The organism is Clostridium moniliforme, assembly GCF_017873235.1.
In the GTDB taxonomy this organism is placed as follows: Bacteria; Bacillota; Clostridia; order Clostridiales; family Clostridiaceae; genus Clostridium; species Clostridium moniliforme.
The window spans coordinates 407,181-433,603 of record NZ_JAGGJZ010000001.1; the positions used below are offsets into that span (position 1 = coordinate 407,181).

Annotated in this window: 22 protein-coding genes; 4 read left to right on the forward strand and 18 right to left on the reverse strand. The window is 27.0% G+C overall.

From position 1 onward, the window contains the following. Positions 1 to 14 precede the first annotated feature (14 nt). The 3 genes from J2Z53_RS01915 to J2Z53_RS01925 form a co-directional block, all read right to left on the reverse strand. The gene (locus J2Z53_RS01915; protein WP_209795535.1) at positions 15 to 3,767 is read right to left on the reverse strand and encodes a phosphoribosylformylglycinamidine synthase; all 3,753 of its coding nucleotides are present in this window, start codon (positions 3,765 to 3,767) and stop codon (positions 15 to 17) included. Between the two features lie 470 nt (positions 3,768 to 4,237). Continuing rightward, positions 4,238 to 6,868, reverse strand: a complete 2,631-nt coding sequence (locus tag J2Z53_RS01920; protein ID WP_209795536.1) for a hypothetical protein — start codon at positions 6,866 to 6,868, stop codon at positions 4,238 to 4,240. 18 nt (positions 6,869 to 6,886) lie between these two features. Next, positions 6,887 to 8,977 (reverse strand): efflux RND transporter permease subunit, encoded by a 2,091-nt coding sequence (locus tag J2Z53_RS01925; protein ID WP_209795537.1) that lies wholly within the window; start codon positions 8,975 to 8,977, stop codon positions 6,887 to 6,889. Between the two features lie 205 nt (positions 8,978 to 9,182). On the opposite strand from J2Z53_RS01925, the gene J2Z53_RS01930 reads away from it, so the two are divergent. From J2Z53_RS01930 to J2Z53_RS01940, 3 genes are read left to right on the forward strand one after another with little or no spacing between them, the layout of a single operon-like run. After that, positions 9,183 to 10,085, forward strand: a complete 903-nt coding sequence (locus J2Z53_RS01930; protein ID WP_209795538.1) for a DUF5685 family protein — start codon at positions 9,183 to 9,185, stop codon at positions 10,083 to 10,085. After that, positions 10,086 to 10,706, forward strand: coding sequence for a J domain-containing protein (locus J2Z53_RS01935; protein WP_209795539.1), 621 nt, complete (start codon positions 10,086 to 10,088; stop codon positions 10,704 to 10,706). It begins immediately after the preceding gene. Between the two features lie 24 nt (positions 10,707 to 10,730). Then, entirely contained in the window at positions 10,731 to 11,231 is a 501-nt protein-coding gene (locus tag J2Z53_RS01940) for a hypothetical protein (protein ID WP_209795540.1), read from the forward strand. Positions 11,232 to 11,257: 26 nt separating this feature from the next. Here J2Z53_RS01940 and J2Z53_RS01945 read toward each other — a convergent pair whose 3' ends face one another. From J2Z53_RS01945 to J2Z53_RS02010, 14 genes are all read right to left on the reverse strand, one after another. Beyond that, positions 11,258 to 12,088 (reverse strand): pyridoxamine kinase, encoded by an 831-nt coding sequence (locus J2Z53_RS01945; RefSeq protein ID WP_209795541.1) that lies wholly within the window; start codon positions 12,086 to 12,088, stop codon positions 11,258 to 11,260. A gap of 17 nt (positions 12,089 to 12,105) precedes the next feature. Next, the gene (locus J2Z53_RS01950) at positions 12,106 to 12,633 is read right to left on the reverse strand and encodes an ECF transporter S component (RefSeq protein WP_209795542.1); all 528 of its coding nucleotides are present in this window, start codon (positions 12,631 to 12,633) and stop codon (positions 12,106 to 12,108) included. Between the two features lie 168 nt (positions 12,634 to 12,801). Beyond that, positions 12,802 to 14,199 carry a peptide MFS transporter gene (locus J2Z53_RS01955; protein ID WP_407927647.1) on the reverse strand — a complete coding sequence of 466 codons (1,398 nt, stop codon included), beginning with the start codon at positions 14,197 to 14,199 and terminating at the stop codon, positions 12,802 to 12,804. A gap of 405 nt (positions 14,200 to 14,604) precedes the next feature. Then, positions 14,605 to 15,384 (reverse strand): nuclease-related domain-containing protein, encoded by a 780-nt coding sequence (locus J2Z53_RS01960; protein WP_209795544.1) that lies wholly within the window; start codon positions 15,382 to 15,384, stop codon positions 14,605 to 14,607. 89 nt (positions 15,385 to 15,473) lie between these two features. Continuing rightward, positions 15,474 to 17,078 carry a ClC family H(+)/Cl(-) exchange transporter gene (locus J2Z53_RS01965; RefSeq protein WP_407927648.1) on the reverse strand — a complete coding sequence of 535 codons (1,605 nt, stop codon included), beginning with the start codon at positions 17,076 to 17,078 and terminating at the stop codon, positions 15,474 to 15,476. A 275-nt stretch (positions 17,079 to 17,353) separates the two neighbouring features. After that, complete coding sequence (locus tag J2Z53_RS01970; protein ID WP_209795546.1) at positions 17,354 to 17,983, reverse strand: DUF3793 family protein; 630 nt, start codon at positions 17,981 to 17,983, stop codon at positions 17,354 to 17,356. Between the two features lie 22 nt (positions 17,984 to 18,005). Beyond that, positions 18,006 to 18,431, reverse strand: a complete 426-nt coding sequence (locus tag J2Z53_RS01975) for a flavodoxin (RefSeq protein WP_209795547.1) — start codon at positions 18,429 to 18,431, stop codon at positions 18,006 to 18,008. A 182-nt stretch (positions 18,432 to 18,613) separates the two neighbouring features. Further along, on the reverse strand, positions 18,614 to 19,039 hold the full coding sequence (locus tag J2Z53_RS01980) for a flavodoxin (RefSeq protein ID WP_209795818.1): 426 nt from the start codon (positions 19,037 to 19,039) through the stop codon (positions 18,614 to 18,616). Between the two features lie 137 nt (positions 19,040 to 19,176). Continuing rightward, positions 19,177 to 19,839 (reverse strand): amino acid ABC transporter ATP-binding protein, encoded by a 663-nt coding sequence (locus J2Z53_RS01985; protein WP_209795548.1) that lies wholly within the window; start codon positions 19,837 to 19,839, stop codon positions 19,177 to 19,179. Between the two features lie 11 nt (positions 19,840 to 19,850). After that, positions 19,851 to 20,489 (reverse strand): amino acid ABC transporter permease, encoded by a 639-nt coding sequence (locus J2Z53_RS01990; protein ID WP_209795819.1) that lies wholly within the window; start codon positions 20,487 to 20,489, stop codon positions 19,851 to 19,853. Then, positions 20,489 to 21,301: an amino acid ABC transporter substrate-binding protein gene (locus J2Z53_RS01995; protein ID WP_209795549.1), complete on the reverse strand. Its 813-nt coding sequence runs from the start codon at positions 21,299 to 21,301 to the stop codon at positions 20,489 to 20,491. The genes J2Z53_RS01990 and J2Z53_RS01995 overlap by 1 nt, the downstream gene beginning before the upstream one ends. 91 nt (positions 21,302 to 21,392) lie before the next feature. Continuing rightward, positions 21,393 to 21,734: a hypothetical protein gene (locus tag J2Z53_RS02000; RefSeq protein WP_209795550.1), complete on the reverse strand. Its 342-nt coding sequence runs from the start codon at positions 21,732 to 21,734 to the stop codon at positions 21,393 to 21,395. 156 nt (positions 21,735 to 21,890) lie between these two features. Further along, a complete protein-coding gene (locus tag J2Z53_RS02005) occupies positions 21,891 to 22,832 on the reverse strand; it encodes an SPFH domain-containing protein (protein WP_209795551.1) in 942 nt (313 codons plus the stop codon). An 11-nt stretch (positions 22,833 to 22,843) separates the two neighbouring features. Next, positions 22,844 to 23,272 carry an NfeD family protein gene (locus J2Z53_RS02010; RefSeq protein WP_209795552.1) on the reverse strand — a complete coding sequence of 143 codons (429 nt, stop codon included), beginning with the start codon at positions 23,270 to 23,272 and terminating at the stop codon, positions 22,844 to 22,846. 280 nt (positions 23,273 to 23,552) lie between these two features. Between J2Z53_RS02010 and J2Z53_RS02015 the strand changes: the two genes are divergently transcribed. Continuing rightward, entirely contained in the window at positions 23,553 to 25,460 is a 1,908-nt protein-coding gene (locus tag J2Z53_RS02015; protein WP_209795553.1) for an NAD(+) synthase, read from the forward strand. Positions 25,461 to 25,554: 94 nt separating this feature from the next. On the opposite strand, the gene J2Z53_RS02020 is transcribed toward J2Z53_RS02015, so the two are convergent. Continuing rightward, positions 25,555 to 26,208 (reverse strand): deoxynucleoside kinase, encoded by a 654-nt coding sequence (locus J2Z53_RS02020; RefSeq protein ID WP_209795554.1) that lies wholly within the window; start codon positions 26,206 to 26,208, stop codon positions 25,555 to 25,557. Between the last annotated feature and the right edge of the window lie 215 nt (positions 26,209 to 26,423).

Genomic DNA, 26,423 nt, shown 5'->3' on the forward strand with positions numbered 1-26,423 from the left:
AAAACACTCCTTTATTATTTAAAATAATTTACTCCTGATTTAAATATTTTTTCATCAAAATTTCCTTCTATATTTTTATAAAGATTGTCTCCAATTCTTTCACTATGAGCCATCTTTCCAAGTATTCTTCCATCAGCACTTGTTATTCCTTCAATTCCAAGCATTGAACCATTTGGATTATATGGCATGTCCATAGCAATTTCTCCATTTAAATCTACATATTGTGTTGCTATTTGGCCATTTTCTAAAAGTTCCTTTAATACCTTTTCTGATGCCACAAATCTTCCCTCTCCATGAGATATTGGAACTGTATGAATTTCTCCAAGGTCTACCTCATTAAACCAAGGTGACTTTTTAGAAACTACCTTTGTTCTAACCATTGTTGACATATGCCTATTTATATTATTGTAAGTTAATGTTGGCATATCTTCCTTTATATCTAAAATTTCTCCATATGGTAAAAGTCCAAGTTTTATAAGTCCTTGGAAGCCGTTACAAATTCCAAGAATAAGTCCATCTCTATTATTTAGTAATTCCATTACTGATTCTTTTATTTTTTCATTTCTAAATATTGTTGCTATAAATTTAGCTGAACCATCTGGTTCATCTCCAGCTGAGAAACCTCCTGGAAGCATTATAATTTGTGATTTATCAATTTCTTTTTTTAAATTCTCTATAGAATCTAAAAGACTTTCTCTATTTAAATTTCTTAAAAGAACTTCTGATACCTCTGCTCCCTCTTTTAAAAATGCTCTTTTACAGTCATATTCACAGTTTGTACCTGGAAATACTGGAATAACTACTTTAGGTTTAGTTACCTTTATTTTTGGTGAAATAATTCCTTTTTCACTTTTTAAAACAGTTTCTACTTTATTACAATTTTCATTTATCTTTGACTTAAATACAGGTTCTAATTTTTCTTCATATGCCTTTTCTAACTCTTCTAAATTAAATTCAACATTATATTCTGGACATTTAATATATTCTTCTTCTAATGTTTTTCCTATTAATTTATAGTTTGTTCCTTCAAAAGCTTCCTTTATATAAACTTCTTCTTTAACTTCTAATATTAAGCTTCCATAATTAAATCCAAATAATTCATCCTTTGAAAGTTTATCTAATATAGCCCCTATTCTATTTCCTATTGCCATTTTTGTAATTCCTTCAGCAACTCCTCCAAATTTAAGAGAATAAGCTGAAATTATTTTTCCTTCTGAAATAAGTTTATAAACTTTATTTAAATTTTTCTTAAATCCTTCCATTTCAATTGTTCCATCTTCAAGTTTTTCAGCTTTAAGGAGAACAATATTAGAATTTATCTTTTTAAATTCTGGTGAAATAATTTTATCTGCCTTTTCCACTGTAACTGCAAAGGATATAAGACTTGGTGGTACATCTATATCTCCAAAACTTCCAGACATTGAATCTTTTCCTCCTATTGCTGGAATTTTAAGATCTTCCTGTGCCTTATATGCTCCAAGTAATGCACTAAATGGCTTTCCCCATCTCTCTTTATTTTCACCAAGTTTTTCAAAATACTCTTGGAAGGTTAACCTAGCCTTTTTATAATCTCCCCCCATTGCAGTTATTTTTGTAACTGACTCTATAACTGAATAAAAAGCCATATGGAAAGGACTCCACATTCCAAGGTATGGATTAAATCCATAAGCCATAAGTGATGCATCCTTACTTTCCCCATTTAATACTGGAATTTTTGCAGCCATTCCTTCTGCTGGTGTCTTTTGATACTTTCCTCCAAGAGGTAATAAAACTGTATTTCCTCCTATTGTTGAATCAAACCTTTCTATTAAACCTTTCTTGCTACAAACATTTAATTCTTTTAATGTATTTATCCATTTTTCTTTAACATCTACATCTTTAATTTCATATGGATATTCTTTAGGTGCTTTAACTTTTATATCAGTAACTGCTGTAGCTCCATTTGTATCTAAGAAACTTCTGCTTACATCAACAATTGTCTTTCCTCTCCAAGTCATTTTTAATCTATCATCATCTGTAACTTCTGCTACAATTACTGCTTCTAAGTTTTCTTTCTCTGCAAATTTAATAAACTTTTCTGCATTTTCTTTAGCTAAAGCTACTGCCATTCTCTCCTGTGATTCTGAAACTGCAAGTTCAGTTCCATCTAAACCTTCATACTTTTTTAAAACCTTATCTAAATTTATATTAAGCCCCCTACATAATTCACCAATTGCTACAGATACTCCACCTGCCCCAAAGTCATTGCATCTCTTTATCATAGTTGATACATCTTTATTTCTAAATAATCTTTGAATCTTTCTCTCTGTTACTGGATTTCCCTTTTGAACTTCTGCACCACATTCATTTATTGAATCTTCAGTATGTTCTTTAGATGAACCTGTTGCCCCACCAACTCCATCTCTTCCAGTTCTTCCTCCAAGTAAAATTACAACATCACCTAATTTTGGTTCTTCCCTTACTACATTTTCTTTAGGTGCTGCTCCTAAAACTGCCCCAATTTCCATTCTCTTTGCTACATAATTTGGATGATAAACTTCATCAACTTGTCCAGTTGCAAGTCCTATCTGATTTCCATAAGAACTATAACCACTTGCTGCCCCTAAAGTAATTGTTCTTTGTGGAAGTTTGCCCTTTAATGTTTCATTAATATTAACTGTTGGATCTGCTGCTCCTGTTACTCTCATTGCTTGATACACATAAGTTCTTCCTGATAGTGGATCTCTTATTGAACCACCTAAACAAGTAGCTGCACCACCAAAAGGCTCTATTTCTGTTGGATGGTTATGAGTTTCATTTTTAAACATTAAAAGATATTCTTCTGTTCCATTAGTTGTTTCTAAATTTACTTTTATTGAACAAGCATTTATTTCATCTGAAAGATCTAAATCTTCTAAAAGACCTTTCTTTTTCATTTCCTTCATAGTTATAACAGCTATATCCATTAATGATATTTTTCTATTTGTATCTTTTCCATATACAAATTCTCTAGATTTTATATAAGCCTCATAAGCTTTTTTTATTGGAATTGTATATTTATTTTCTTCTATTTCAACCTTTTTAATTGATGTTTCAAAGGTAGTATGCCTACAATGATCTGACCAATAAGTATCTATTACTTTTATTTCTGTAATAGTTGGATCTCTTTTTTCTTCTTTAAAATAATCCCTTATCATTATTAAGTCTTCAATACTCATTGCAAGACCTTGTTCTTTATGAAAACTTTTAAGTTCTTCTCTACTTTTTTCTCTAAAACCATTTAATATTTTTACATCTTTAGGTACTATGAAATCTTGTGATAATTCTTTAGAATATAGATTAACTTCTTTTGAATCTACTGGATTGATATAATAGCTTTTTATTTTAGCTATTTCTTCTTTAGACAGGTTACCCTTTAAAATAATAACCTTTGATGATTTTACTTCTGTTTCATTGTTATCCTTTGTTAATAACATTATACATTTTTTTGCCCAATCGGCTCTTTGATCATATTGTCCTGGTAAATACTCTACTGCAAAAACTGTTTCATCCTTACCTAGCTCAATACTTTCTTCATATATATTATCTACTGGTGGTTCCATAAAAATTCTATGTACAGCTTTATTGTAATCTTCTTCGCTAAGTTCTCCAATTATATACTTATTTAAAACTCTTACCTTTTCTAAATTATAAGTTCCTAGATTTTCTTTAAAATCATTTAATAAAAGTTTACCCTCTACATTAAATCCATCTTTCTTTTCAACGAAAATTGTTTTTATATTAACCATATCTTCCCCTCCACCATTTTAAAAATACGAACATTATTACTTGTTTTTTAATAATTGTTTTGGTAATTTCAGCATACCACCGCCTATAAATAATGTCAATATTAATTAATATATATATTATAATTATTCGTGTATTAACGAATTATATTATATATATTTCAGTTTTTATTACGGATTTTTGTGTTTTATTTACTTTTTATGGATAACATTTCTCTTTTTTGTAAATAATAAATTTATATATAAAATTAAATTTAATTATATTATTATTTATTTAAATAAGCCTCAATATACTAAAAGTTAATCACAATTATACCCAGAAATTATATATCTCAATAAGCCTAATAACACTAAATATATTAGAAGTTAATACAAAAAAGCTGGTGAATAAATCACCAGCTTCCTTTGTTTAAACCTACGTAACCCTCCTAGCCTTGAAAGGTCAATATTATTATTAACATTTTCCTTATATACTATCCAAATATTTTTTCAAATATTCCTTTTAACCAATCTATAAAACCACCTTTATTTTCTTCTGTATCAACAGAAGCTTTTTCCTTTTCTGGTGCTTTTATTTCATTTGTTTTCATAATAAATTTTACAGATCCATCCATATCTTTTTCTTTTCCTGAAAATGTATTATAATCCTTTGACATCTTAACTAATTCATCTTTAACTTCAATTGCATTATTAATATTTTCTACTCCATCATTTCCTTTGTCATAAATTTTTTCTATTCCTTCTTCATTGAATTTTTTCATTCCATCATTAAGTTTTTGACTTCCATCTGCTAATTTATTAACTCCATCCTCTAATGATGGCAAGCTATTTAATAACTCTCTAGCTCTATTAACATTATTTTTATCTAATGAAGTTTTAGTTATTCTTAAAATATCACTACTATCTTTTAAATCTTGTTGCATACTTAAAAGTTTTTCACCCATTTTTTTAGCTTCTTTAATGTCATAACTGCTTCCATTTCCTAAAACATTTTCTATTTGTTTTATTGTGCCTTGTGATTTATTTAAATCATTAGAGAACTTTTCTATTTTAGATACTAATTCTTTATCATCTTTTAACCCCTTAACCATTTTATTTATAGTTTCAATATTTTCTTTATTTTCCTCAATATCTTTTGAAACTGTCATTAAATTATCCTTAAGTGAATTTATAGCCTTTAAGTCTTCTTCATTTAAGCTTAAAAAACCTTCTGCTGCTGCATTCATAAGTTTTTGATTTTCTTTATTATTTATATCTGAATAGAATTTAGCAAATTTCTTTGTTTGTCCAGGCTTTGATAGAAAAGCACTTGTTTTATCCAAAACTGGTGTTAATCCCTTAACTGTTTCTACATCTTTCATCAAGCCATTCATTGTTTTACCATATGCATTCATTTTAGTATAGTCATTTCCTATACCTTCTTTTGATATATCTTTTAATGTCATACTATTTACTAAGGCTTTAAGTTTAGCACCATTACCTCCATAAACTCCATCTATATACTTACATAACTTAGCTTTTGACATTGCTAGTGCTTTTGAAGGCTCTACTCCTTGTTTAGCAAAAGTAGCAACATCACCTGCAAGTATTCCTTTAAAGATTAAATAACCTTCACCATAACTAGATACATCTTTTGACATTGCTTGCATTTTGTTAGAATCAATTCCATTTATCATTAATGTTGTTTTCTTAATTTGTCCATTAACACCATTTAAGAAGTTATTAGCCTTCTCTTCCGTATTATTTCCTGGTGCATTATTTATTAGTGAATTTAATGGACCTTGAACTCCAGCTAATTCCTTTTGTATTTCTAATGTCTCTTTTAATAGATTTTGACTTTTATTTAAATTACCACTTGTAGCTAATTCACTCATTTTATTCAACTTTTTAATGGTACTTGGATTTACATTTTCATATACTTTTTTAGCCTTCATAGTATCATTTAAAAGTTTATTAAAGCCATCATCCCTTGAAAGTCCTTTAAATGTATTAACTGCTGCCTCTATTTGCCCCTTATGAACTAAAATTGCTTGTCCATCAGAAACTAAAGTATTAATATTATTAATATTATTTTCAGTTAATAATCCTAAAACTTGTTTTCCTTTTTCAGTATTAATATTTTTTGCAAAATAGGCATCATCAATTAATTTATTGGCTCTATTTATCTTTTCATCAGATTGTAATATCCCTATAGCCTCTTGTAAAGTATTATCATTTAATTTACCTTTGCCTTCATCTAGTTTTTTCTTAGCTGTCATAATACCATCACTTAAAGCTCCAGTACCCTCTAATAATTCATCTGATGCATCCTTTAATTTATTTAAAGAATCCTTTAACTCATCTATTGAATCTGCCTTTTCTATTTTATCTAAGTTAGGTAATTCTGTAGTTGCAGTTATCATTATTGGTCCAAGTTCAAAATTATCTGTATATCCTTCTATAACAAGTTTGTTGTCAAGATTTATATCTAAATCTTTATCATCTAAATCTAAACTTTCTTTTAAACCTGGACAGGCTGGAAATGCAACAACATTATTATTTCCTTCTGATACCATTGTTCCTTCGTTTATAGTTATATCTTTAAATTTATCTACTGGAAGAGTAACTACAGTAGCTGCTAAAAGTGGAGTATATATTTTTCTATCCTTGCCTCCAATTTTAACGTTTTTATAACTATTATTTTTAAGTTCTATTTCAATTTTTATTTTTCCTGACTTACCTGCTATATCCTTTTCTTCAACTCTCTCATCATTTAAGTAATACTTAATATTTACATCAAGAGGTAATTCAGCTTTTGTATCTCCTTTATAATAAATATCACTACTATTTGTTTTCCATTTAAGAGTATCTCCTTCTTTAACTGGAGCCTCTTCACCTTTTACATTTTGTATATTAGAAAGATTTGATTTATCAGTAACATCTATATTTCCTTTATCTGAATGTAGCCAGTTAGTTACTGTTATCTTTTCTACTTGCCCACTAGATCTTAAATTTACATAAACACTCTCATCTTTCTTTACTTCTGATGCACTTGCAACTGTAGTTGCACACATACTTCCTATTATAACTAATGCTATTACTCTTTTAGACATTGATTTATACATATCTATCCCCCCTACCTTTTATACTGTTTCTTCTTTTAAATTTTCAGGTTCTGTACGCCATTTAATTGATGTTTTATTAATTAATCCTTCTGAAACTAATAATAATGATGGAAGTATAAATAAAATTACTAACATACTAATTATTGCTCCTCTTGAAATTAAGAAACAAAGACTTTTAATTAATGCCATATCAGAAACTATTGCAACGGCACCTGTTGCTCCAAAGAATGTTAATCCAGAAGTTACTATAGATTTTGCTGAACCTTTAACTGCAATTAAAATTGCTTCTTGTTTCTTATAACCTCGTCTAAGTTCTTCTCTAAATCTAGAAGTCATAAGTATTGCATAATCAACTGTAGCTCCAAGTTGTATTGTTCCTATTACTATACTTGCAACAAATGGTATTGTAGTGCCTGTATAATAAGGTATTCCCATATTTATAAATATCGCAAACTCTATAGCTGCAACTAATAAAACTGGTACTGATATAGATTTAAATACTATTAATATAATTACAAATATTGCAATTATTGAATATATTGAAACCATTTTAAAGTCTCTATCTGAAGTTGTTATAAGATCCTTTGTAAGAGGTCCTTCTCCTGCAACTAAAGCTTCCTTATCATATTCTTTGGCAATAGTTGTAAGTTCATCAATTTGCTTATTTTCCTCGTCCTTTGCTGCTTTATATTCTGAATTTACTAATATAAGATTATAGCCACCCTTTTTAAATGTTTCCCTTACATCACTTGGAATAAAACTTTCTGGCATCGCAGGTCCTATTAATTTATCGTAAGAAAGAACTGATGTTATACCATCTATTTTTTCTATTTTACTTGTCATTTCTTTCATTTTATATGGTTTAATATTATCTTTTACAAGAACAAAATGTGTTGTCATCATATTAAATTTATCTTTTAATTTATTAGTTGCAACTATAGATGGCATATCCTTTGGTAATGTCTCATCTAAATTATAATAAGCCTTAGCATGTTCTGACCCCCAAATTGCTGGTAGTAGCATAACTAAAAATATTCCTATAAATACTTTATAATGTGTTGTTACTACCTTTGAAAGTTTATTAAATTCAGGAATTATTGTCTTATGCTTAAATCTGTGTATTAATTTATCAAAAGTTAGTATAAGAGCTGGTAATACTGTTACTGAACATATAACTCCAAGTACAACTCCTTTTGCCATTACAATTCCTATATCTTTTCCAAGTGTTAAATCCATTGCGCATAAAGCTAAGAAACCTGCAATTGTTGTTAAAGATGAACCTGAAATAGATAACATTGTAGTTGATATAGCTTCTGCCATAGCTTCTTTTCTATTATCAAATTTTAAAAGTTCTTCTTCATACCTATGCATTAAGAAAATAGAGTAATCCATTGTAACCCCAAGTTGCAATACTGCCGCTAAAGCTTTCGTTATATAGGATATTTCTCCAAATATAATATTAGATCCAAGATTGTATAATATTCCAATTCCAATAGAAATTAAAAAGATTATTGGTACAAAGGTAGATTCCATTGAAATTAGTAAAACTCCTAATGATATAATTACAGCTAATATTACATAAAATGGAGTTTCTTTATCCGCTAAATCCTTAGTATCTTTAATAATAGCTGACATTCCACTTAAGAAACATTGCTTGTTCATCATAGTTTTTATTTCACTAATTGCATTTAATGTGCTTTCTGATGCTGCTGATCCCTTATACTTTATAATCAGCATTGTGGCATCTCCACTAAAAATTTTACTTTTAACCTTATCTGGTAATATCTCCTTTGGAACAGATATATCTACTACATCATCAATCCAAAGTGCATTTTCTACCCCTTTAACTTCCTTTATTTTATTTTTAAGGTTTACCACATATTTTTCTGGCATACCTTCAATTATTAGCATTGAAGTTGCAGCATCTGAATATACATCATCTAAAATTTTCTGTCCCTTAGTTGAATCTAGATTTTGTGGTAAATAACTTAAAATATCATAATTAATTCTTGTACTTATCATTCCAAATATAGCTGGAACTATTAATATGACCGTTATTAATAATGCCAATTTAGTATGATTTGAAATCCATTTCGCAATTTTTTTCACTGTTCTCTCCCCCCTTGTATGACTAATAGTCATTTAATATATTTTCATTATATCACTATATGACTGATAGTCAATTATTTGTTCCACTTTTTATAAAATTTTGAAAATATCCTATAACTTAACTTTTTAGTTTTTTAATGTGTTTTTATTTATAAGGAACTATTGTATAATGTTTTTATACTAAAATAAGGAGTGTTGTTTATAATTGTTTGGATATGTTACTCCATTAAAACCAGAATTAAAAATTAGGGAATTTAATCAATTTAGAAGTTATTATTGTGGAGTTTGTTTTCACATAAAAAAATATTTTGGAAACATACCTAGAATAACTTTAAATTATGATATGACTTTTTTAGCTCTATTATTAGATGGATTAAATCCTAAAGAGCTTGAAGTTAAGATGAAAAAATGTATAGTTCATCCAATAAAAGAAAAACCTATAGTTTTAAATAATGAGGCTCTTTTTTATGCAGCTAGTATGAATGTATCTCTTTTTTACTATAAATTATTAGATGATATAGAAGATGATAATAATGTAAAAAGCAAAATAGAAGCATTCTTTTTATCACCCTATAAAAAGAAATTTAAAAAGGAAATACTACATATAAATGATATAATAAAAGAGAATTTAAACCTCTTAACTAAATTTGAAAAGGAAAAGAACTTTTCATCAATTGATGAAATATGTGATCCCTTTAGCAAAATAGTTGGAGAAATATTATCAAAATATCCTTATTCAATTAATAAAGATTCAGATGAACTTAGAAGTAATCTTTATAACTTTGGATATTCCCTTGGAAAATGGATATATCTAATAGATGCATTAGATGACTTAGAAGAGGATATTAAAAATAACAAATTTAATCCTATTAATTTCTTATATAATAAAGATAATCTACCTTATAAAGAATTTTTAGAAAATATAGAAAAGAGATTAGAATTTAGTATCTTTAATTGTGCATATACTTGCAAGGAAATATTAGAAGTACTTCCACTTGCAAGAAATAAAGAAATTTTAGAAAATATAATCAATCTTGGAATGATGGATAAATATATGAAAATAATAAATAAATGTGATTGTACAAAAAAGAAAGGCAGGGAAATATAAATGAATCCATACGAAATACTTGGAGTAAAAGAAGGTGCTTCTCAAGAAGAAATTAAAAGTGCATATAGAAAATTAGTAAAAAAATATCATCCAGACCAATATGGTGATAATCCTCTTAAGGAGCTAGCACAGGAAAAACTTGCTGAGATAAATCAGGCTTATGATACCCTAACAAAAGGTAATAACTCTTCAAATAATTCATATAATACAAATAATAGTTACAATAACAATAGTTATAATAACTCAACTTCAGGAGATGCTTATGCTTTTCAAGAAATAAGAAGACTTATTCAAATGAGAAATATAGATGCAGCAGAATCCAAATTAAATTCAATGTCTAATAGAAGTGCTGAATGGAACTTTTTAATGGGAATATGTAAAATTCAAAGAGGATGGTATGATTCAGGAGTTCAGTATCTTCAAACAGCAGTAAATATGGATCCTAATAATTTTGAATATAGACAGGCGCTTAATCAAGTAAATCAAAGAACTGTAAATTACGGAAATCCTTATAGAACAGCTGGAACAGGTGGAGTTGATCCTTGTAGTTGTTGTTTAAATTTATGGTGCTTAGATTCTCTTTGCGAATGTTTTGGAGGCGATTTAATAGGTTGTTGTTAGTAATTTTAGGAGGTACTAATTTATATGAAGGATTTAAAAGCTAAAGATTTAAGTGTTGGTGGAATACTTATTGCATTAACTATTTTAACCTTATATATAAACTTAATAATACCAATAAATACTTTTGCAATACTTACTATCTCATCCTGTTATGTACCTATTGCAATAATGAGAAGTAACATAAAAACTGGTATTTTTGTTTATGTAGCTTCCTCTATTATAGGTTTTTTCTTTATTCCATTAAAAATAATGATTCCTTTTATACTTTACTTTGGAATATATGGTCTTATTAAATACTATATAGAAAAGCTTAATAAGTTGCCCTTAGAAATAATATTAAAACTAGTATTTTCAAATATTATGTTATTTATAGGTTATTATGTTTTTACATCTTTTGTAGGAAATATTAACTTTAAATTTCCTTTATGGGCACTTTTAATTGCAGCACAATTTGCTTTTATTATTTTTGATTATGCATTAACATTAATAATAACTTTCTATATATCAAAATTTCATAAAAAATAAAAAGGTGGTAATTTTACCACCTTTAATTATTTTTCAATTAATTTATACAATTGCTTTTCTAATAGTACTCCTTCTTTTGTACTATAATCATATTTCATACTATACTCTATACAACCTTTTACAAAATCTGATCCTTTCTTAACACTGTCCTTTATTGAATTTCCATTAAGAATTTCTGCTGACATAACTGCTGCAAAAATATCTCCTGTACCAGGATAAGATTTCTCTAATTTTTCATGATAAATAATATTAAATCCATTCTCATCAAGAACTGCTATTTCAATTAAGTTATCCTTACAAGGAACAGATGTAATTACTATATTTTTAGCTCCAAGTTTTCTTAAATCATAGGCTATATCCTTTATATCATCATAACTAAAACTATTATATTGCCCTTCTCTACCAGTTAAATATAATGCTTCAGTAAAGTTTGGAGTAATAACATAACTAAATTTCAAAAGTTCCCTAATCTTTTCTACATATTTAAGATCAAAACCACTATATAACTTTCCATTATCTCCAAATATAGTATCTAATATAACTAATTTATTTTCTCTTTCCTTTAAAAAATTTATAATTTCTCCTACTTTTGTAATGTCTCCTAAATATCCAATAAAAAATAAATCAAATTTAATTTCATTAGAAAACAGACTATTAATTCCTTTTTCAATAAAATCTTTACTATCTAATTTAGATATATTCGTAAATCCTCCTGTATGAGTTGATAATATAACAGAAGGTATAGGACATACTTCTATTCCCTTTATACTCATTATTGGAATAATATTTGTAAGAGATGCTTTTCCAACGCTACATAAACTGTGTATTACTAAGGCTCTCTTTATAGGTTTTTTCAAAACTTTTTCTTCCTTTCTTAGTTTAGTTTTTCTACAAAACCTTTAGTTGCTGATTTTAGTGCCATTGATAATGGAATTGCTATAACAATACCTATTGCTGTTGTTGTTATTGAAGTTAAAAGTGATGTTACTGCTCCTTGCCACCCTTTAAATATTGCCCAATTTACAACAAAATATCCAAATAAAGATACTATTCCACCTAATATAAATCCAATTATATTTTGTATTGTGCTTTTTCCTTCTTTTCCATTCATAAAGGCAACTTTACCAGCTACATATCCTGTTGCTCCTTTAATTATAAATGTTGGTATAACCCATAGTGCAAATGCTGGAGTTAATGCATCCATAAGTGCACTTCCTATTGCTGCTGGAAGAGCAGCCTTTTCTCCAATTAATACTGCAACTATAAATATAACAGTTGTTCCTAAATGAATCATAGAAACTCCTCCACCTATTGGAATTTCTATATGAATATAAGTCCCTAAAAAAATTAATGCAGCAAACATAGCCATCATTACAAGTTTATTTGTTCCCATTTTTTTCATTTTTTATTTCCTCCAAATTATCAATTATAATTTCCTTCTTTATATTATTATTACCCTATACACTTGTCAAATGTACTCATACAATATTTTTATTAAAAAAATTTATTTTTTAATAAAAGACAAAAAGAGCTATTTTCTAATTTTAGAAAATAGCTCTAATATATTATTTTATTCCATTAATTTTGAAATCTTTTTGCTAAGTAATAATAATACTACTCCAAGTGTTATACAAACAGCTGATATTCCTCCGAATATTTCTAAAGGTCCAAAAGCTTCTAATCTTGATGCTATAAGACCAGCTGAAAGATTAGCTATACCTGATGCAGCCATCCATATTCCCATTAATAATGATGCATACTTAATAGGAGCAAGTTTTGATACCATTGATAAACCTATTGGTGATAAACATAACTCTCCAACTGTATTACAGAAATATGTTAATACAATCCACCACATACTTGCTTTTGCTACTGGATTTTCAGCTCCACCAATTGAAAGAACAGCACCAACCATAAATAAGAAACCTATTCCTAGTATAATCATACCCATTGCCATTTTAACTGGTACTGATAAATCACCTTTTTCTCTATTAGCTAATTTAATCCATAGTTTAGCTAATATTGGTGAAAGAATTAAAACAAATACTGGATTACATGATTGGAACCATGCAACTGGAACTGTCATTCCACCAATTTCTCTATTAGTTAATTTTTGAGTAAATATTGTTAATGAGCTTCCTGCTTGTTCAAAACCTGTCCAGAAGAAAATAACAAATGCTGCAAGAACTAATATAGCTCCAATTCTTCTCTTTTCTTGTTTAGTTAAAGGTTTATTAGCATTAGTTTTTTTATATTCATTTGTCTTATTAACCTCTTTATTAAGTCCTCCAACATGAGCTAAATACTTAGGTGAAAATGTAACAAATATAATTGCTCCAAGTACCATTCCTATAGCTGCTGCTAAGAATCCATATTTGAATCCGTAATGTATAATTGCACCATTTGCAGTTTTTGCAAAAATATCTTCTGCTAATAATCCGCATATTAAAGGTGCTATTAATGATCCTAAGTTAATTCCCATATAAAATATTGTAAAGGCTGAATCTTTACGCTTATCTTCTTTATCGTAAAGCTGACCTACTACTGTTGATATGTTAGGTTTAAAGAATCCGTTACCTACAATTAATAGTGCTAATCCTATGTAAAGACCAATTCTGCTTCCATCTGCAAATAAAGCAAAATTTCCAATTGCCATAATAATTGCTCCAATTATTATAGCCTTTTTTTGTCCCAAGAAATTATCTGCAAGCCATCCTCCAATTATAGGAGTAAAATATGTAAAACCTGTATAAACTGCATATATAAAGGCACCTGAACTTACACTGTATCCTAAACCACCTTGTACAAAGCTTACTGTTAAGTAAAGCATTAAAAGTGATCTTAAACCATAATAACTGAATCTCTCCCACATTTCTGTTAAGAACAATAGATAAAGACCTGGTGGGTGTTTTAACCTACTCTTTTTAACAGATACGTCTAATGTTGTCATAAAAATTCCCCTTTTCATTTGTTTATGTCTTTGCTTATTTTGCAATTAATTATATCCCAAAATTCTTTTTGTTCTTTTTGGTTACTATGAAATTGTATCATTTTAGAGTTGAAATTTCAAGTTCTTTATTATTCCTTTAAATTTTTTTGTCTATTTATAATGATATTTTGTTATTTTAAATGCCTATTTTTTATTAATAAATTAATAAATTGATTATTTTATTAGTTTTTGAATTATTTATATATTACTTTTTTATTGTATTTCTATATAATACAAATGCCTTTTTATAAAATACAATTGCAGGATTTTATTTTGAAATATTTATTTTTATATAAAATATATATAAGTAAAAATTATATATATTTGCATAATTTACTAGTTGTTTTTATATAAAAAATAACTAGTAATAAAAAATATTACTAGTTACTTAGCTTTTATTTTTAAAATAATATCTAATATTTCTTCAACACTTATATTATTTTTGGATTTATAACTTTTTATATATTCTATTAAATTTTCATTTCCAGACTCATTAAAGATCGCGACTTCATTAACATTATATTTTAAGTTAACTTCAATTTCTTTATTATTATAATATATTATAGGTATAATATTTATATCGTAACCATTATCTTTCAAATATTCTTTAAATCTATCCCTTTGTTTTTTTGCTAAAAATATAGGATTTTGTATTTTTTTAATCCTTCCATTTAAATTTAATTTCCATTTGCTATCTTCTAAATTTCCTGTAATTACACCTCTATCATTTTTAATATATATAATAAATGCCCCTATTTTATTTATTACTACTGTATCTATATTATTTATTCCTTTCCTATCTTTAAAACTTAAATTTTTTAATATGTAATTTTCATCATTTAAGTTAACTAATACTTTTGGAATAATATTATTTTCTAAAACATTATCTATTTTTAATTTAGTAAAGCTACTATCTTCATATTGTTTTTTTAAATATCTTTTTTTAGAATATATATAAGTTGAAATTAGTGCTAATATTATGATAACTAAATCTTCAAAATCTCCTAATAAAATATAGATATTAAAAATCTTATTTACTAGTTCAAAAATAAACTTAACTATAACCATATTAATTAAAAAAGTAAATATTGTTGAAAATTTATTTAATTCAAATTTCAATCTTTTTTTATTTTTAATTTCATTCATCTTAACTAGAATGGCCATTTAATCACACCTTTTTTAATTATATAAATAAGGAGCTAGAATTTAATCTAACTCCTTTTTTAGTATTACCAAAATATTATATATTATAATCACTCTTCAATTTCTACTTTTGATGAAAGTTCCTGTAATTTTTCTAATGCACCTGCCGCTTTATCCTCATCTACAAGAACAACTAAAAAGTCTCCTGGCAATATTCTAGTACTACCATTTGGTATTATTTCTTTTCCACCTCTTTTTATAGCAACTAAAAGACAATGGTCTGGCCATTCTACACTTTTTATAAGCTTACCTTCAACTTTACTTCCCATAAATACTGATATTTCAAGTAATGTCTTTTTTGTATATGCCTTACTTTCATCAATTTCACTTTCATTTTCATTTTTATCAAGATTTTTAAGTCTCTTTTCAAGAAGGCTTTCATATATAGGCTCTGATTTTAATATATCTGATGTTGCATATGAAACAATTACAACAATAGTAAGAGCTAATAAATGTTCAAAAGATCCTGACATTTCTGTAATTAATACTATACCTGTAATTGGTGCTTTTACTATTGAAGCAAAATGCCCTGCCATTGCAAGTATTATAAAATTTATTATGTAAATTGTTGGTATATTAGTAGATCCACAAATTATTATTCCAAAAATATTTCCAACTATAGCACCCAAAACTAATAAAGGAAAAAATATTCCCCCTGGTGCATTTGATCCAAAACTTATAAAAGTAAATAAATATTTAACTAATAAAAATACAAATAAAATTTGTATTGAAAAGCCTCCATTTACTAAGCTCATTATAAGTTTATGTCCACCACCTAAAAGAATTGGTGCTGTAAGACCAACTATTCCAGCAAATAAAAATGGTACCATAACCTTTACTTGAACTGGAACTTTTTTAAAAGATGCATAAATATCTTGAGTTTTAAGTATTCCTTTACTAAAGGCTACTCCAGTAAAACCAACAACTATACCTAATATTATAAGTGCCCAATAATATTTTAATGGAAATACACTTACATTAGAAAATCCAAGTGATGGTTTAAGTCCTAAAAAGTTTTTACACATAAAATCAGCTGCAATAGATGCTGACATTGCTGATAATAATACTAAAGGTGAAAAATTTTTATGTACTTCCTCTAAAGCAAAAATAACTCCTGATAACGGTGCATTAAATGCTCCTGCAAGACCTGCACTTGCACCACTTGTAATTAAAAATTTATCTTCTATGTTTACTCTTTTGCATACTTCTGAAAAACCTTGACCTACTGAAGCTCCCATCTGTACTGATGGTCCTTCACGTCCAACAGATAACCCTGCTACTAATGCCATAGTCCCACCTATAAACTTATAGACTAAAACTCTAAGCCAATTAACTTTAAGCTTTTTCATAAGTATACCTTCAACTTGTGGTATACCACTTCCTGAAATCATAGAATCTCCCTTTACTAAACAACCAACAAAAAATCCCATAGCTCCTAAAACTACAAAAGCTAGTATTATTGTCAATGGATGCCCTTTAGAATATGTATAAAATTTAATTAATACAGGAGATAATTTTTCAACTAATAATCTATTTGCAACAATAATTAACCCTGTGATTATTCCTATAAGAGCTGACTCCCATATTAATCTAATTTTTAAATTATTCCTATTGGGAAAAATATCACTGACTCCTTCTTTTATCTTTTTCATCATACTTCCCCCTTTAAATTACAGTCCATTTTATATTATATAACTTATTAACATCTTTATAAAATAAATTTATCTTTAAAAAACTTAAAATATCAACCATTAATCGTAATTTAACCATATTAATTCTAAATTTCTTTTAATTATATGGGAAATTATAAATATAACCACTATATATTCCATTTTTCACTTAATTTTTTATTATTTTTCTATTTTATATTTTGTAAATTTATTATTTTTAATTTGTTATATATTAAAAAGAGTCTTAAATTAAGACTCTTTTAAAATACCATTTTAAATTGATTTTTTAATAATAAAATTATATCTTCTACTTTATTATCTTTAATTACATAGTCTAAAACAATACCTTTGGACTTATCATAACTTTCAAAAATTTCTTCAGCATTTTTAGAGTTGTTAAATACTTTCCAGTATCCACATAACAGGCATTTCTTAGTTGTACATTCCATAAAATCTATAACATCTTCTAGTGGAATACCTAAAAATACTCCAAGTTCATGGGGACAATGAAATTTGTTATATCTTTCAACTAATTTATGTAATGTAACATCTAAGTCTAATTTAAGATTATATCCTAACTTTGATAAAAAATTTACAGTGCTTTCATTATTTATAAAATCTTTTAATCTGTTTTCTTCGTATATTAATAATATTATTGCTTTGTTATCTTCTCTAAGTAATATATGTTTTAAGCTAAATTTTTTTAAAAAGTCATCTTTATAATAATTCCAAGTAATATATTCAATACTTTCTTTACTTAGAGTAATTGTTGAAGATGGTTTAAGTCCACTTACAACAGGGGCTAATAAAAATAACATATATTTATCAAAATGTTCTATGTCATTCATATATTTTAATTTGTTCATAAACTGCTTAATTTTTATCTCCATCTTCAACACTCCTATGTACTTATTATCTGTTTACTATAGTTTTACCAAGTTCTATTAATTTATTCTTATCTTCACCTTCTGGAAATTCATTTGCTATTACTTCTCTCTCTAAAAGATCAGCTCCTGCATCTAACATTCTTTCTTCCCATTCTGTCATCCATTGTCCACTTCCCCAGCCATAAGATCCAAATAAAATCATTTTCTTTCCTGAAATATTACCTTCTATTGATTGAATAAAAGGTTCCATTTCACACTCTTCTATTACTTCATCTCCCATTGCTGGTGATCCTAATAAAACTACATCACAATTTTCAACATCATCAATTGATGCTTCACTTACATGTTTTATATTTACTTCTGCTCCTTCTTCCCTTGCTCCACTTGCAATTAAATTTGCCATTTCCTCTGTATTACCACTACCAGTCCAATAAATAATATTAATTTTCATACTATCATCTTCTTTCTTAATTGATATTGATTATCATTATTTATTGATAGTATATTATTTCTTTTTTATTTTGTCAATAAGTTACCTAAATTTAACTCTATATTTTAAGTTCATATAAAATATTAAAAATAAAAATACCCTTACACATAATGTGTAAGGGTATTTTTTTAATTTAATAATTTCTATTTTGAAATTTTTCTTCCAAGTTCAACTAACTTTTCAGCAGCTTCACCTTCTGGAAACTCTTGAACAACAACTTCTCTTTCTAAAAGATCAACTCCTGCATCTAACATTCTATCTTCCCATTCAGTCATGAAGGCTCCGCCGCCCCATCCATATGATCCAAACAAAATCATTTTCTTTCCTGAAACTTCTCCTTCTATTGATTCAACAAATGGTTCAACTTCTGTTTCTTCTAAATTTTCAGCTCCCATTGCTGGTGATCCTAATAAAACTATATCACAATTTTTTACATCATCAATTGATGCCCCATCCATTGTAATTAAATTTACTTCTGCACCGCTTTCTTTAGCTCCACTTGCAATTAAATTTGCCATTTCTTCTGTATTTCCTGTACTTGAATGATATATAATATTAATTTTCATAATTCCTCTCCTCTTCGTAAACGATAATTATTATTTGTTAATAATATATATCATTTTCTTTTTTAAGTCAATACTTTTTAGAAAAATTCTTATCATTTTACTCAGAATTATTTTTATAAAGAAGCACTTCAATAAAAATTTTATTGAAGTGCTCCATTTTCCATTTTTAAAACCTTATTTGCAACTATATTTGCAAAGGAAATATCATGGGTAATAATCATTATTGTTATTCCTTTTTTATTTAAATCTTTTATAATCTCACTAACTTCTAGAGTAGTTTTAGGGTCTAATGCTGAAGTTGGTTCATCAAAGCACAATACTTTAGGTTCCATAGCTAAAGCCCTTGCAATAGCAACTCTTTGCATTTGTCCACCTGAAAGTTCACAAGGATAATTATCTTCTTTACCATCCATTGATAAACTTTTTAATATAGACTTTCCCATTATAATAGCCTCTTCTTTGCTTTTCTTTAATACTTTAATTGGGGCTTCAATAACATTTTCAAGTACTGTCATATGTGGAAAGAGATTAAAGTTTTGAAATACAACCCCTATATCCTTTCTAACTTCTTTTAATTCTTTTCCTTGAACGTATTTCCCATTTTTACAAAATACTTTATTATTTACTATTATTTCTCCATCATCACATTTTTCAAGACCTGTAATACATCTTAAAAGAGTTGTTTTACCTTCTCCTGACCTCCCAACAACAACAACAGTTTTACCTCTTTCTATATTTAAATCTAAATTTTCAAAAACATTGTTATTTCCAAAACTTTTTTTAATGCCTTTAACCTCTAACATAATATTATCTCCTATCTATAATAACTATTTCTTTTCTCTAATCTTTTAAATATATTAGTTAATATAATTACTAATATTAAGTATATTGCTCCTACAATTACTAATGGAAAAAGTGACGCTTCTCTATTTGTTGCTATTTTTCCAACCATTAAAATATCTTGAAGTCCAACTATGTAAACAAGAGCTGTATCTTTTATTAAATTTATTACTTCATTACCTATTGGAGGAATTACAACCTTAAATGCCTGTGGAATAATTATTCTAGTATAAATATCCCATTCTGATAATCCAAGCATCTCACAAGCTTCAAATTGCCCCTTATCTATTGATTCAATACCTGCTCTAAATATTTCTGCAAAGTATGCCCCATAATTTAGTACAAAAGCAATTATAGCTGCATTGAACCTTCCAAATCTTATTCCTATTAGAGGAAGTCCAAAGAAAATAAATATTATTTGTAAAAGTAATGGCGTTCCCCTCATAATTAAAATATATAAATCAATAATTCCTTTAGATAATTTATTACCTTTAATTCTACCTATTGATGTTATCATTCCTAAAGGTATTGATATAATTAATGTTAAAATAAATACTCCAAGAGTAATCTTTAATCCTCCTAATATTTGAGGAAGTAATACTTCAAAATTTATCATTTTTGTCCCTCCTTAAGAACTATATCTTTTCCAAACCACTTAATTGATATTTTTTTTGCACTACCATCTTCTATTACAGCCTTTAACCCTTTATTTATTTCCTTTTGCATAGAAGTATCTCCTTTTCTCATTCCAACAGCAAAAAATTCTTTTCCAAAGTCATCTTTTAAAACCTTATATTTTTCATTTCCACGTGCATTCATATAATATCTTGCAAGAACTTCATCTGCCACAACTCCATCTATTCTCCCTGCATCCAAATCCATTAAAGCATCATTATTTGATTGGTAAGATACAAAATTTCCTCCATTTAGACTATTTACAAAACTCTTATCTTTCATAACAGCATCTGCTGCACTTGATGCTGCTTGAACTCCAAGTTTTTTACCTTTAAAATCTTTTTTATCTTTTATCTTTGAATTTGCTCTAACAATTATAACTTGTCTGTCTGCTATATAGGGAATTGAAAAATCTACTTCTTTTTCTCTATCCTTTGTAATAGAATATCCATTCCATATTAAATCTATATCTTTATTTCTAAGTTCTGTTTCTTTCATTGTCCAATCAATTGGCTGAAATATTATTTTTTTATTTATCTTTTTACCTACTGCTTTAGCTAGATCTATATCAAATCCAACTACTTTTCCATTGTTATTTATAAATCCCATAGGAACGAAAGTATCGTCATATCCTACTACAATTGTATTTTCATCTCTTTTATAATTATTTTTGTTTAAAATATGTATAAGTGATGCTCCTACTAATACAACTAAAATCCATGCAACTAAATTAACTCCTACTTTTTTCATTACTCTCCCTCCTTGCTTTATTACTTTATCATGCTAAATTAATAAAGTCAATAAATAAATAAAAAGCTTCAAGAAATCTCCTTGAAGTTTTTTATTTATTTAGTAACTCTTTTAATGTTCCAGTTACTTTATCTTCATGTCCAGTAACTGTGTTATTATTACTTATTTCATTTTGTATGTTATTTTTACTTTTATCTAAGTCTTCTTTTATTTGTTTATATTCACCTATTAAATTATCTATATTATTTTTATCTTTATGTATGTTTCTATCAGAAAAATCAATATTTAAAGAAATATTTTTTCCTTGATCTTTTATATTATGTTCGTTATTAGAAGTGTTATCTACTTCAACTTTATTATCTTTTGTACAACCAATTAACGATGTAGCTAATAATATTACAACTAATAAATTTATAAATAAATTTTTCTTCATACACTCCTCCTTTTATAAAGATATACTTATATTATGATTTTTTCATTAAATTTTTCAACTGTTTTTTTAAACTTTTACACATTGTTAATATAAAAAAACTTCTAGAAATAAATTATTCTAGAAGTTTTTAGCCATTATTATATTTATTTATTATTTTTATTTATTATTTTTTAACATATCTGCAATTGCTGCTATGCTACCTAAAGAAGACAATGTCTCATTTGGTAATATAAGTTTATTAGCTGGATTTGCAGCCATTTCTTTTAATGCTTCAATTTGTTTTAATGCAATTACTCTTTCATCAGTTCCTGAATCTAATATTGCTGCATTTACCATTCTTACAGCTTCTGCTTCTGCTTTTGCTATTTCCTCTATAGCTTTTGCTTTACCTTCTGCCTCTAAAAGTTGAGATTCTTTTAAACCTTCTGCTTTTCTTATTTGAGCCTCTTTTTGCGCTTCTGCCTCTAATATTCTAGCTTGTTTTTCTCCTTCAGCCTTTTCTATTTGAGATTGTCTTGATCCTTCTGCTTGAAGGATCATAGCTCTTTTATCTCTTTCTGCTTTCATTTGCTTTTCCATTGCATTTTGTATTTCAGCTGGTGGAATAATATTTTTTATTTCTACTGATAATATTTTTATTCCATATGCATCTGTAATTTGATCAATTATAATTAATAATTCTTGATTTATTTTATCTCTTCCTGATAAAACTTCATCTAAAGTCATATTACCAATTATATTTCTTATGTTCGTTGTTGCTGAATACACTATACCTGCTCTATAATCTTCAATATTATATACTGCATCCTTTGCATTTAAAAGCTTATAAAATATAACATTGTCTACTGATATATTAACATTATCCTTTGTAATAACTGTTTGTGGTGGTACGTCTATTATTTGTTGTTTTGTTGAAACCTTCTTTCTTACAAAATCAGCAAAAGGAATTGTTACATGCCATCCTGGTTCTAAAACTCTATGGAATTGTCCAAACCTTTCTACTACATAAAGATATCCTGTATTTACAATTTTAATTGATGATAAAATAGTTATTAATATTAATGCAACAATAACTATTAAAACGATTAATCCAGCCATTATTATTCCTCCTATTTTTTGTATTTTTTAATCATTAACTGAGTTCCTTCTATTCCTGTAATAATAAATTTATCCCCCTTTTTAATTTCTTCTCCTTCATTTATTACAGTCCAATATGAACCCCTTACTTTAACTAATGCTGTTTCCTTAATATTTTTCTCTGAATCCAAAATCATACCAATATAAGTTTCTTCCATTAATGGAATTGTTTTTATATCAGTTTTAAATTTTTTCTTAGCCCAAGGATATCCAATACCTATTGCTATTAAACTAACTACAGCAAATATTATAATTTGTACTAAAAGACTAAATTTTAATAGATTGAAAATTACAGCAGCTATAGCTCCAAGTCCAATCCAAGAAAATAGAAAAGCACTAGTAACTAGATCAATGATAACCATAGCAATAGCAATTCCAATCCATACTAACATTAAATACATATTCCCCTCCTTTTTATTATTTAAATTATATCATTTAAATGTATAATTCTCTTTTAGTTTTTCAATTTTATTGTTTATATTTTGTAATTTTATTATATGTTTTTTGTTATTTCTTTACAAATTTTAATTTAACCCTTTAAAAGGTATTTTATACTATTTAAAGATGACTTTATAAACTTCTCTCTTGTTTTCATTGATTTTCTAATATTTTCATCTTATTATTGTTATATGTATAGTGAAAACTATTAATACTAGTAAATTAATTGGAGATGGTAAATTTATGGATTTTATAAAAGTTGCAGCAGCATGCCCTAAAACCAAAGTTGCTGATATTGAATATAATGTAAATGAAATTTTAAATTGTATAAATTCCGCAAAAGAAAAGGAAGTAAAAGCTATTGTTTTTCCAGAACTATCTATAACCTCCTATACTTGTGGTGATCTTTTTCTTCAAGATATACTAATAAAAAAGTCTTTAAAAGGCTTATTTAAAATTATATCTGAAACATCAAATTTAGATATGTTAATAGCTGTTGGTGCACCTCTTTTAAAGGGATGTACTCTTTATAATTGTGCTTATATTTTATTTAAAGGAACAATTCTTGGAATAGTTCCAAAATCATTTATTCCAAACTATAGTGAGTTTTATGAAAAAAGATGGTTTTCTGAAGGTATTGGAATAATTAACGAAAAAGTTGATCTTCCTTTCCAAAAAAATATACCTTTTGGAACTGACTTAATTTTTTCATCAGATTCTTTTAATTTTGGTGTAGAAATATGTGAAGATTTATGGGTAACAATACCTCCAAGTTCTTACCTTTCATTATTAGGTGCAAATATTATTTTTAATTTATCAGCTTCAAATGAACTTGTTTCTAAAGCAGATTACAGAAAAGAATTAATTAAAAATCAAAGTGCTCGTTCAATTTGCTCTTACATATATTCTTCTGCTGGTGTTTTTGAATCCTCTACAGACCTTTTATTTAGTGGTCATTTATTAATAGGCGAAAATGGAACAATTTTAAAAGAAAATGAAAGATTTCAAAGAGAAAATGAAATTATATATTCAGATATTGATGTATTTAAATTAAAGGCTGAAAGACTTAAAAATTTAAGCTTTAGAGATTCATCAAAAATAACTCCTTTTATTCCAAGGATAATAAACTTTGACTTTAAATCAGTAACCTTAAATAAATTTGATAGATATATAGACAAACATCCCTTTGTTCCTTCTAGAAAAGAAGAAATGGAACAAAGATGCAAAGAAATATTTAATATTCAGTCTTCTGCTCTAGCAAAAAGATTAGAACATGTTAATCTAAAAAAAGCTGTTGTTGGAATATCTGGAGGTCTTGATTCAACTTTAGCTCTTCTTGTAATTGTTAAAACATTTAAATTACTTAATATTGATAATAAAAATATAATTACAATTACAATGCCTGGCTTTGGAACTACAGACAGAACTTACAATAATGCTTTAACTTTATGTAAAGAACTTGGCTGTGATTTAAGAGAAATAAATATTGTTAAAGCTTCTTTACAGCATTTTGAAGATATTGGTCATGATAAAGAAATTCATGATGTTACTTATGAAAATGTTCAAGCAAGAGAAAGAACTCAAATTCTTATGGATATAGCTAATAAAGAAGGGGGAATATTAGTTGGTACTGGTGATCTTTCAGAATTAGCCCTTGGCTGGTGTACATATAACGGAGATCATATGTCTATGTACTCAGTTAATCCATCAATTCCAAAAACATTAGTTAGATATTTAGTAAAATATGTTGCAGAAAATGAATCTACTAAAAAAGTATGTGAAACTTTATTAGATATATTAGATACTCCTGTAAGTCCAGAGCTTCTTCCAAAAGATGAAACTACTGGAGAAATAGTTCAAAAAACAGAAGATATTGTAGGTCCATATGAATTACATGACTTTTTCCTATATCATTTTATAAAACATGGTTCATCAAAGGAAAGAATACTTTTCTTAGCAGAACATGCCTTTAAAAATGATTACTCAAAAGAAACAATAGAAAAATGGCTTGATAAATTCCTTTGGAGATTCTTCTCTCAACAATTTAAGAGAAGTGCCTTACCTGATGGTCCTAAAGTTGGAAGTATTTCTTTAAGCCCTCGTGGTGACTTTAGAATGCCATCTGATGCATCAGTAAACTCTTTCAGATAAATATATTATATAGATTAAATTTTTCTTTATTATACTAATTTAAATAAAAAAGAGTAACTTATTGTTACTCTTTTTTATTATGAAATTTAAAAAATTATTTTTCTCTAATTTCATTAATTTTAGCTTCTACTAATTTTACTAATTCTTCTCTATCCTCTTTATTTTTTACTACATCCATCTTGTCCATATCTATTATTAATACATCAGAAGCATTATAATAATTTTCAACCCACTCGTCATAGCCTTCCCATATAAATTTATAATAGTCTTTTAAATTATCATCTATTTCAAATTCTCTTCCTCTTAATTTTATTCTATCTAAAACTGTTTCAAAAGATCCCTTTAAATAAACCATTATATCTGGAGCTTTTTTTGGCAATTCCTCAAGTTCTTCCATCATGTTATTTAAAAGATTTTCATATATTGACATTTCAAGTTCTGAAATTCTTCCAAGTTCCATATTCTTTTTAGCAAAATACCAATCTTCATAAATTGATCTATCTAAAATATTATTATTTTTTACTAAAGCTTCTTTTATGCTCTTAAATCTAGTATTTAAAAAATATAATTGTAAAAGGAAAGGATATCTTTTCTTTTTTATTTCTTCCTCTGATTCACTATAGAATAAAGGTAATATTGGATTATCATCTACACATTCATAAAAAACTTCAGACCCAAAATGATCTCCTAAAATTTTAGCCACTGAACTTTTTCCAAGTCCTATCATTCCACCAACAACTATCAACATATCTCACCTGTCCTTAAAAATATAATTTCCATATTATTTACATATTTCTGTAAAATTCCCTATTTATAAGAATACAAATTTTAAGTTTTTTAGTCAATAGTCATTTAGTTTTTATTAAATTTTTCTTTATTCTAACAATATAACTTAATCAACTATTTCCTTTAAAATATAACTTATTTTAAAAATTTCTTGTTATGTAATTGATTACTTAATTA

Coding starts and splice junctions, on each gene's coding strand:
- J2Z53_RS01915 (WP_209795535.1), bottom strand. CDS start 3,767: ATGGTTAATATAAAAACAATTTTCGTTGAAAAGAAAGATGGATTTAAT.
- J2Z53_RS01920 (WP_209795536.1), bottom strand. CDS start 6,868: ATGTATAAATCAATGTCTAAAAGAGTAATAGCATTAGTTATAATAGGA.
- J2Z53_RS01935 (WP_209795539.1), top strand. CDS start 10,086: ATGAATCCATACGAAATACTTGGAGTAAAAGAAGGTGCTTCTCAAGAA.
- J2Z53_RS01940 (WP_209795540.1), top strand. CDS start 10,731: ATGAAGGATTTAAAAGCTAAAGATTTAAGTGTTGGTGGAATACTTATT.
- J2Z53_RS01950 (WP_209795542.1), bottom strand. CDS start 12,633: ATGAAAAAAATGGGAACAAATAAACTTGTAATGATGGCTATGTTTGCT.
- J2Z53_RS01955 (WP_407927647.1), bottom strand. CDS start 14,199: ATGAAAAGGGGAATTTTTATGACAACATTAGACGTATCTGTTAAAAAG.
- J2Z53_RS01960 (WP_209795544.1), bottom strand. CDS start 15,384: ATGGCCATTCTAGTTAAGATGAATGAAATTAAAAATAAAAAAAGATTG.
- J2Z53_RS01965 (WP_407927648.1), bottom strand. CDS start 17,078: ATGATGAAAAAGATAAAAGAAGGAGTCAGTGATATTTTTCCCAATAGG.
- J2Z53_RS01970 (WP_209795546.1), bottom strand. CDS start 17,983: ATGGAGATAAAAATTAAGCAGTTTATGAACAAATTAAAATATATGAAT.
- J2Z53_RS01975 (WP_209795547.1), bottom strand. CDS start 18,431: ATGAAAATTAATATTATTTATTGGACTGGTAGTGGTAATACAGAGGAA.
- J2Z53_RS01985 (WP_209795548.1), bottom strand. CDS start 19,839: ATGTTAGAGGTTAAAGGCATTAAAAAAAGTTTTGGAAATAACAATGTT.
- J2Z53_RS01995 (WP_209795549.1), bottom strand. CDS start 21,301: ATGAAAAAAGTAGGAGTTAATTTAGTTGCATGGATTTTAGTTGTATTA.
- J2Z53_RS02000 (WP_209795550.1), bottom strand. CDS start 21,734: ATGAAGAAAAATTTATTTATAAATTTATTAGTTGTAATATTATTAGCT.
- J2Z53_RS02005 (WP_209795551.1), bottom strand. CDS start 22,832: ATGGCTGGATTAATCGTTTTAATAGTTATTGTTGCATTAATATTAATA.
- J2Z53_RS02010 (WP_209795552.1), bottom strand. CDS start 23,272: ATGTATTTAATGTTAGTATGGATTGGAATTGCTATTGCTATGGTTATC.
- J2Z53_RS02015 (WP_209795553.1), top strand. CDS start 23,553: ATGGATTTTATAAAAGTTGCAGCAGCATGCCCTAAAACCAAAGTTGCT.
- J2Z53_RS02020 (WP_209795554.1), bottom strand. CDS start 26,208: ATGTTGATAGTTGTTGGTGGAATGATAGGACTTGGAAAAAGTTCAGTG.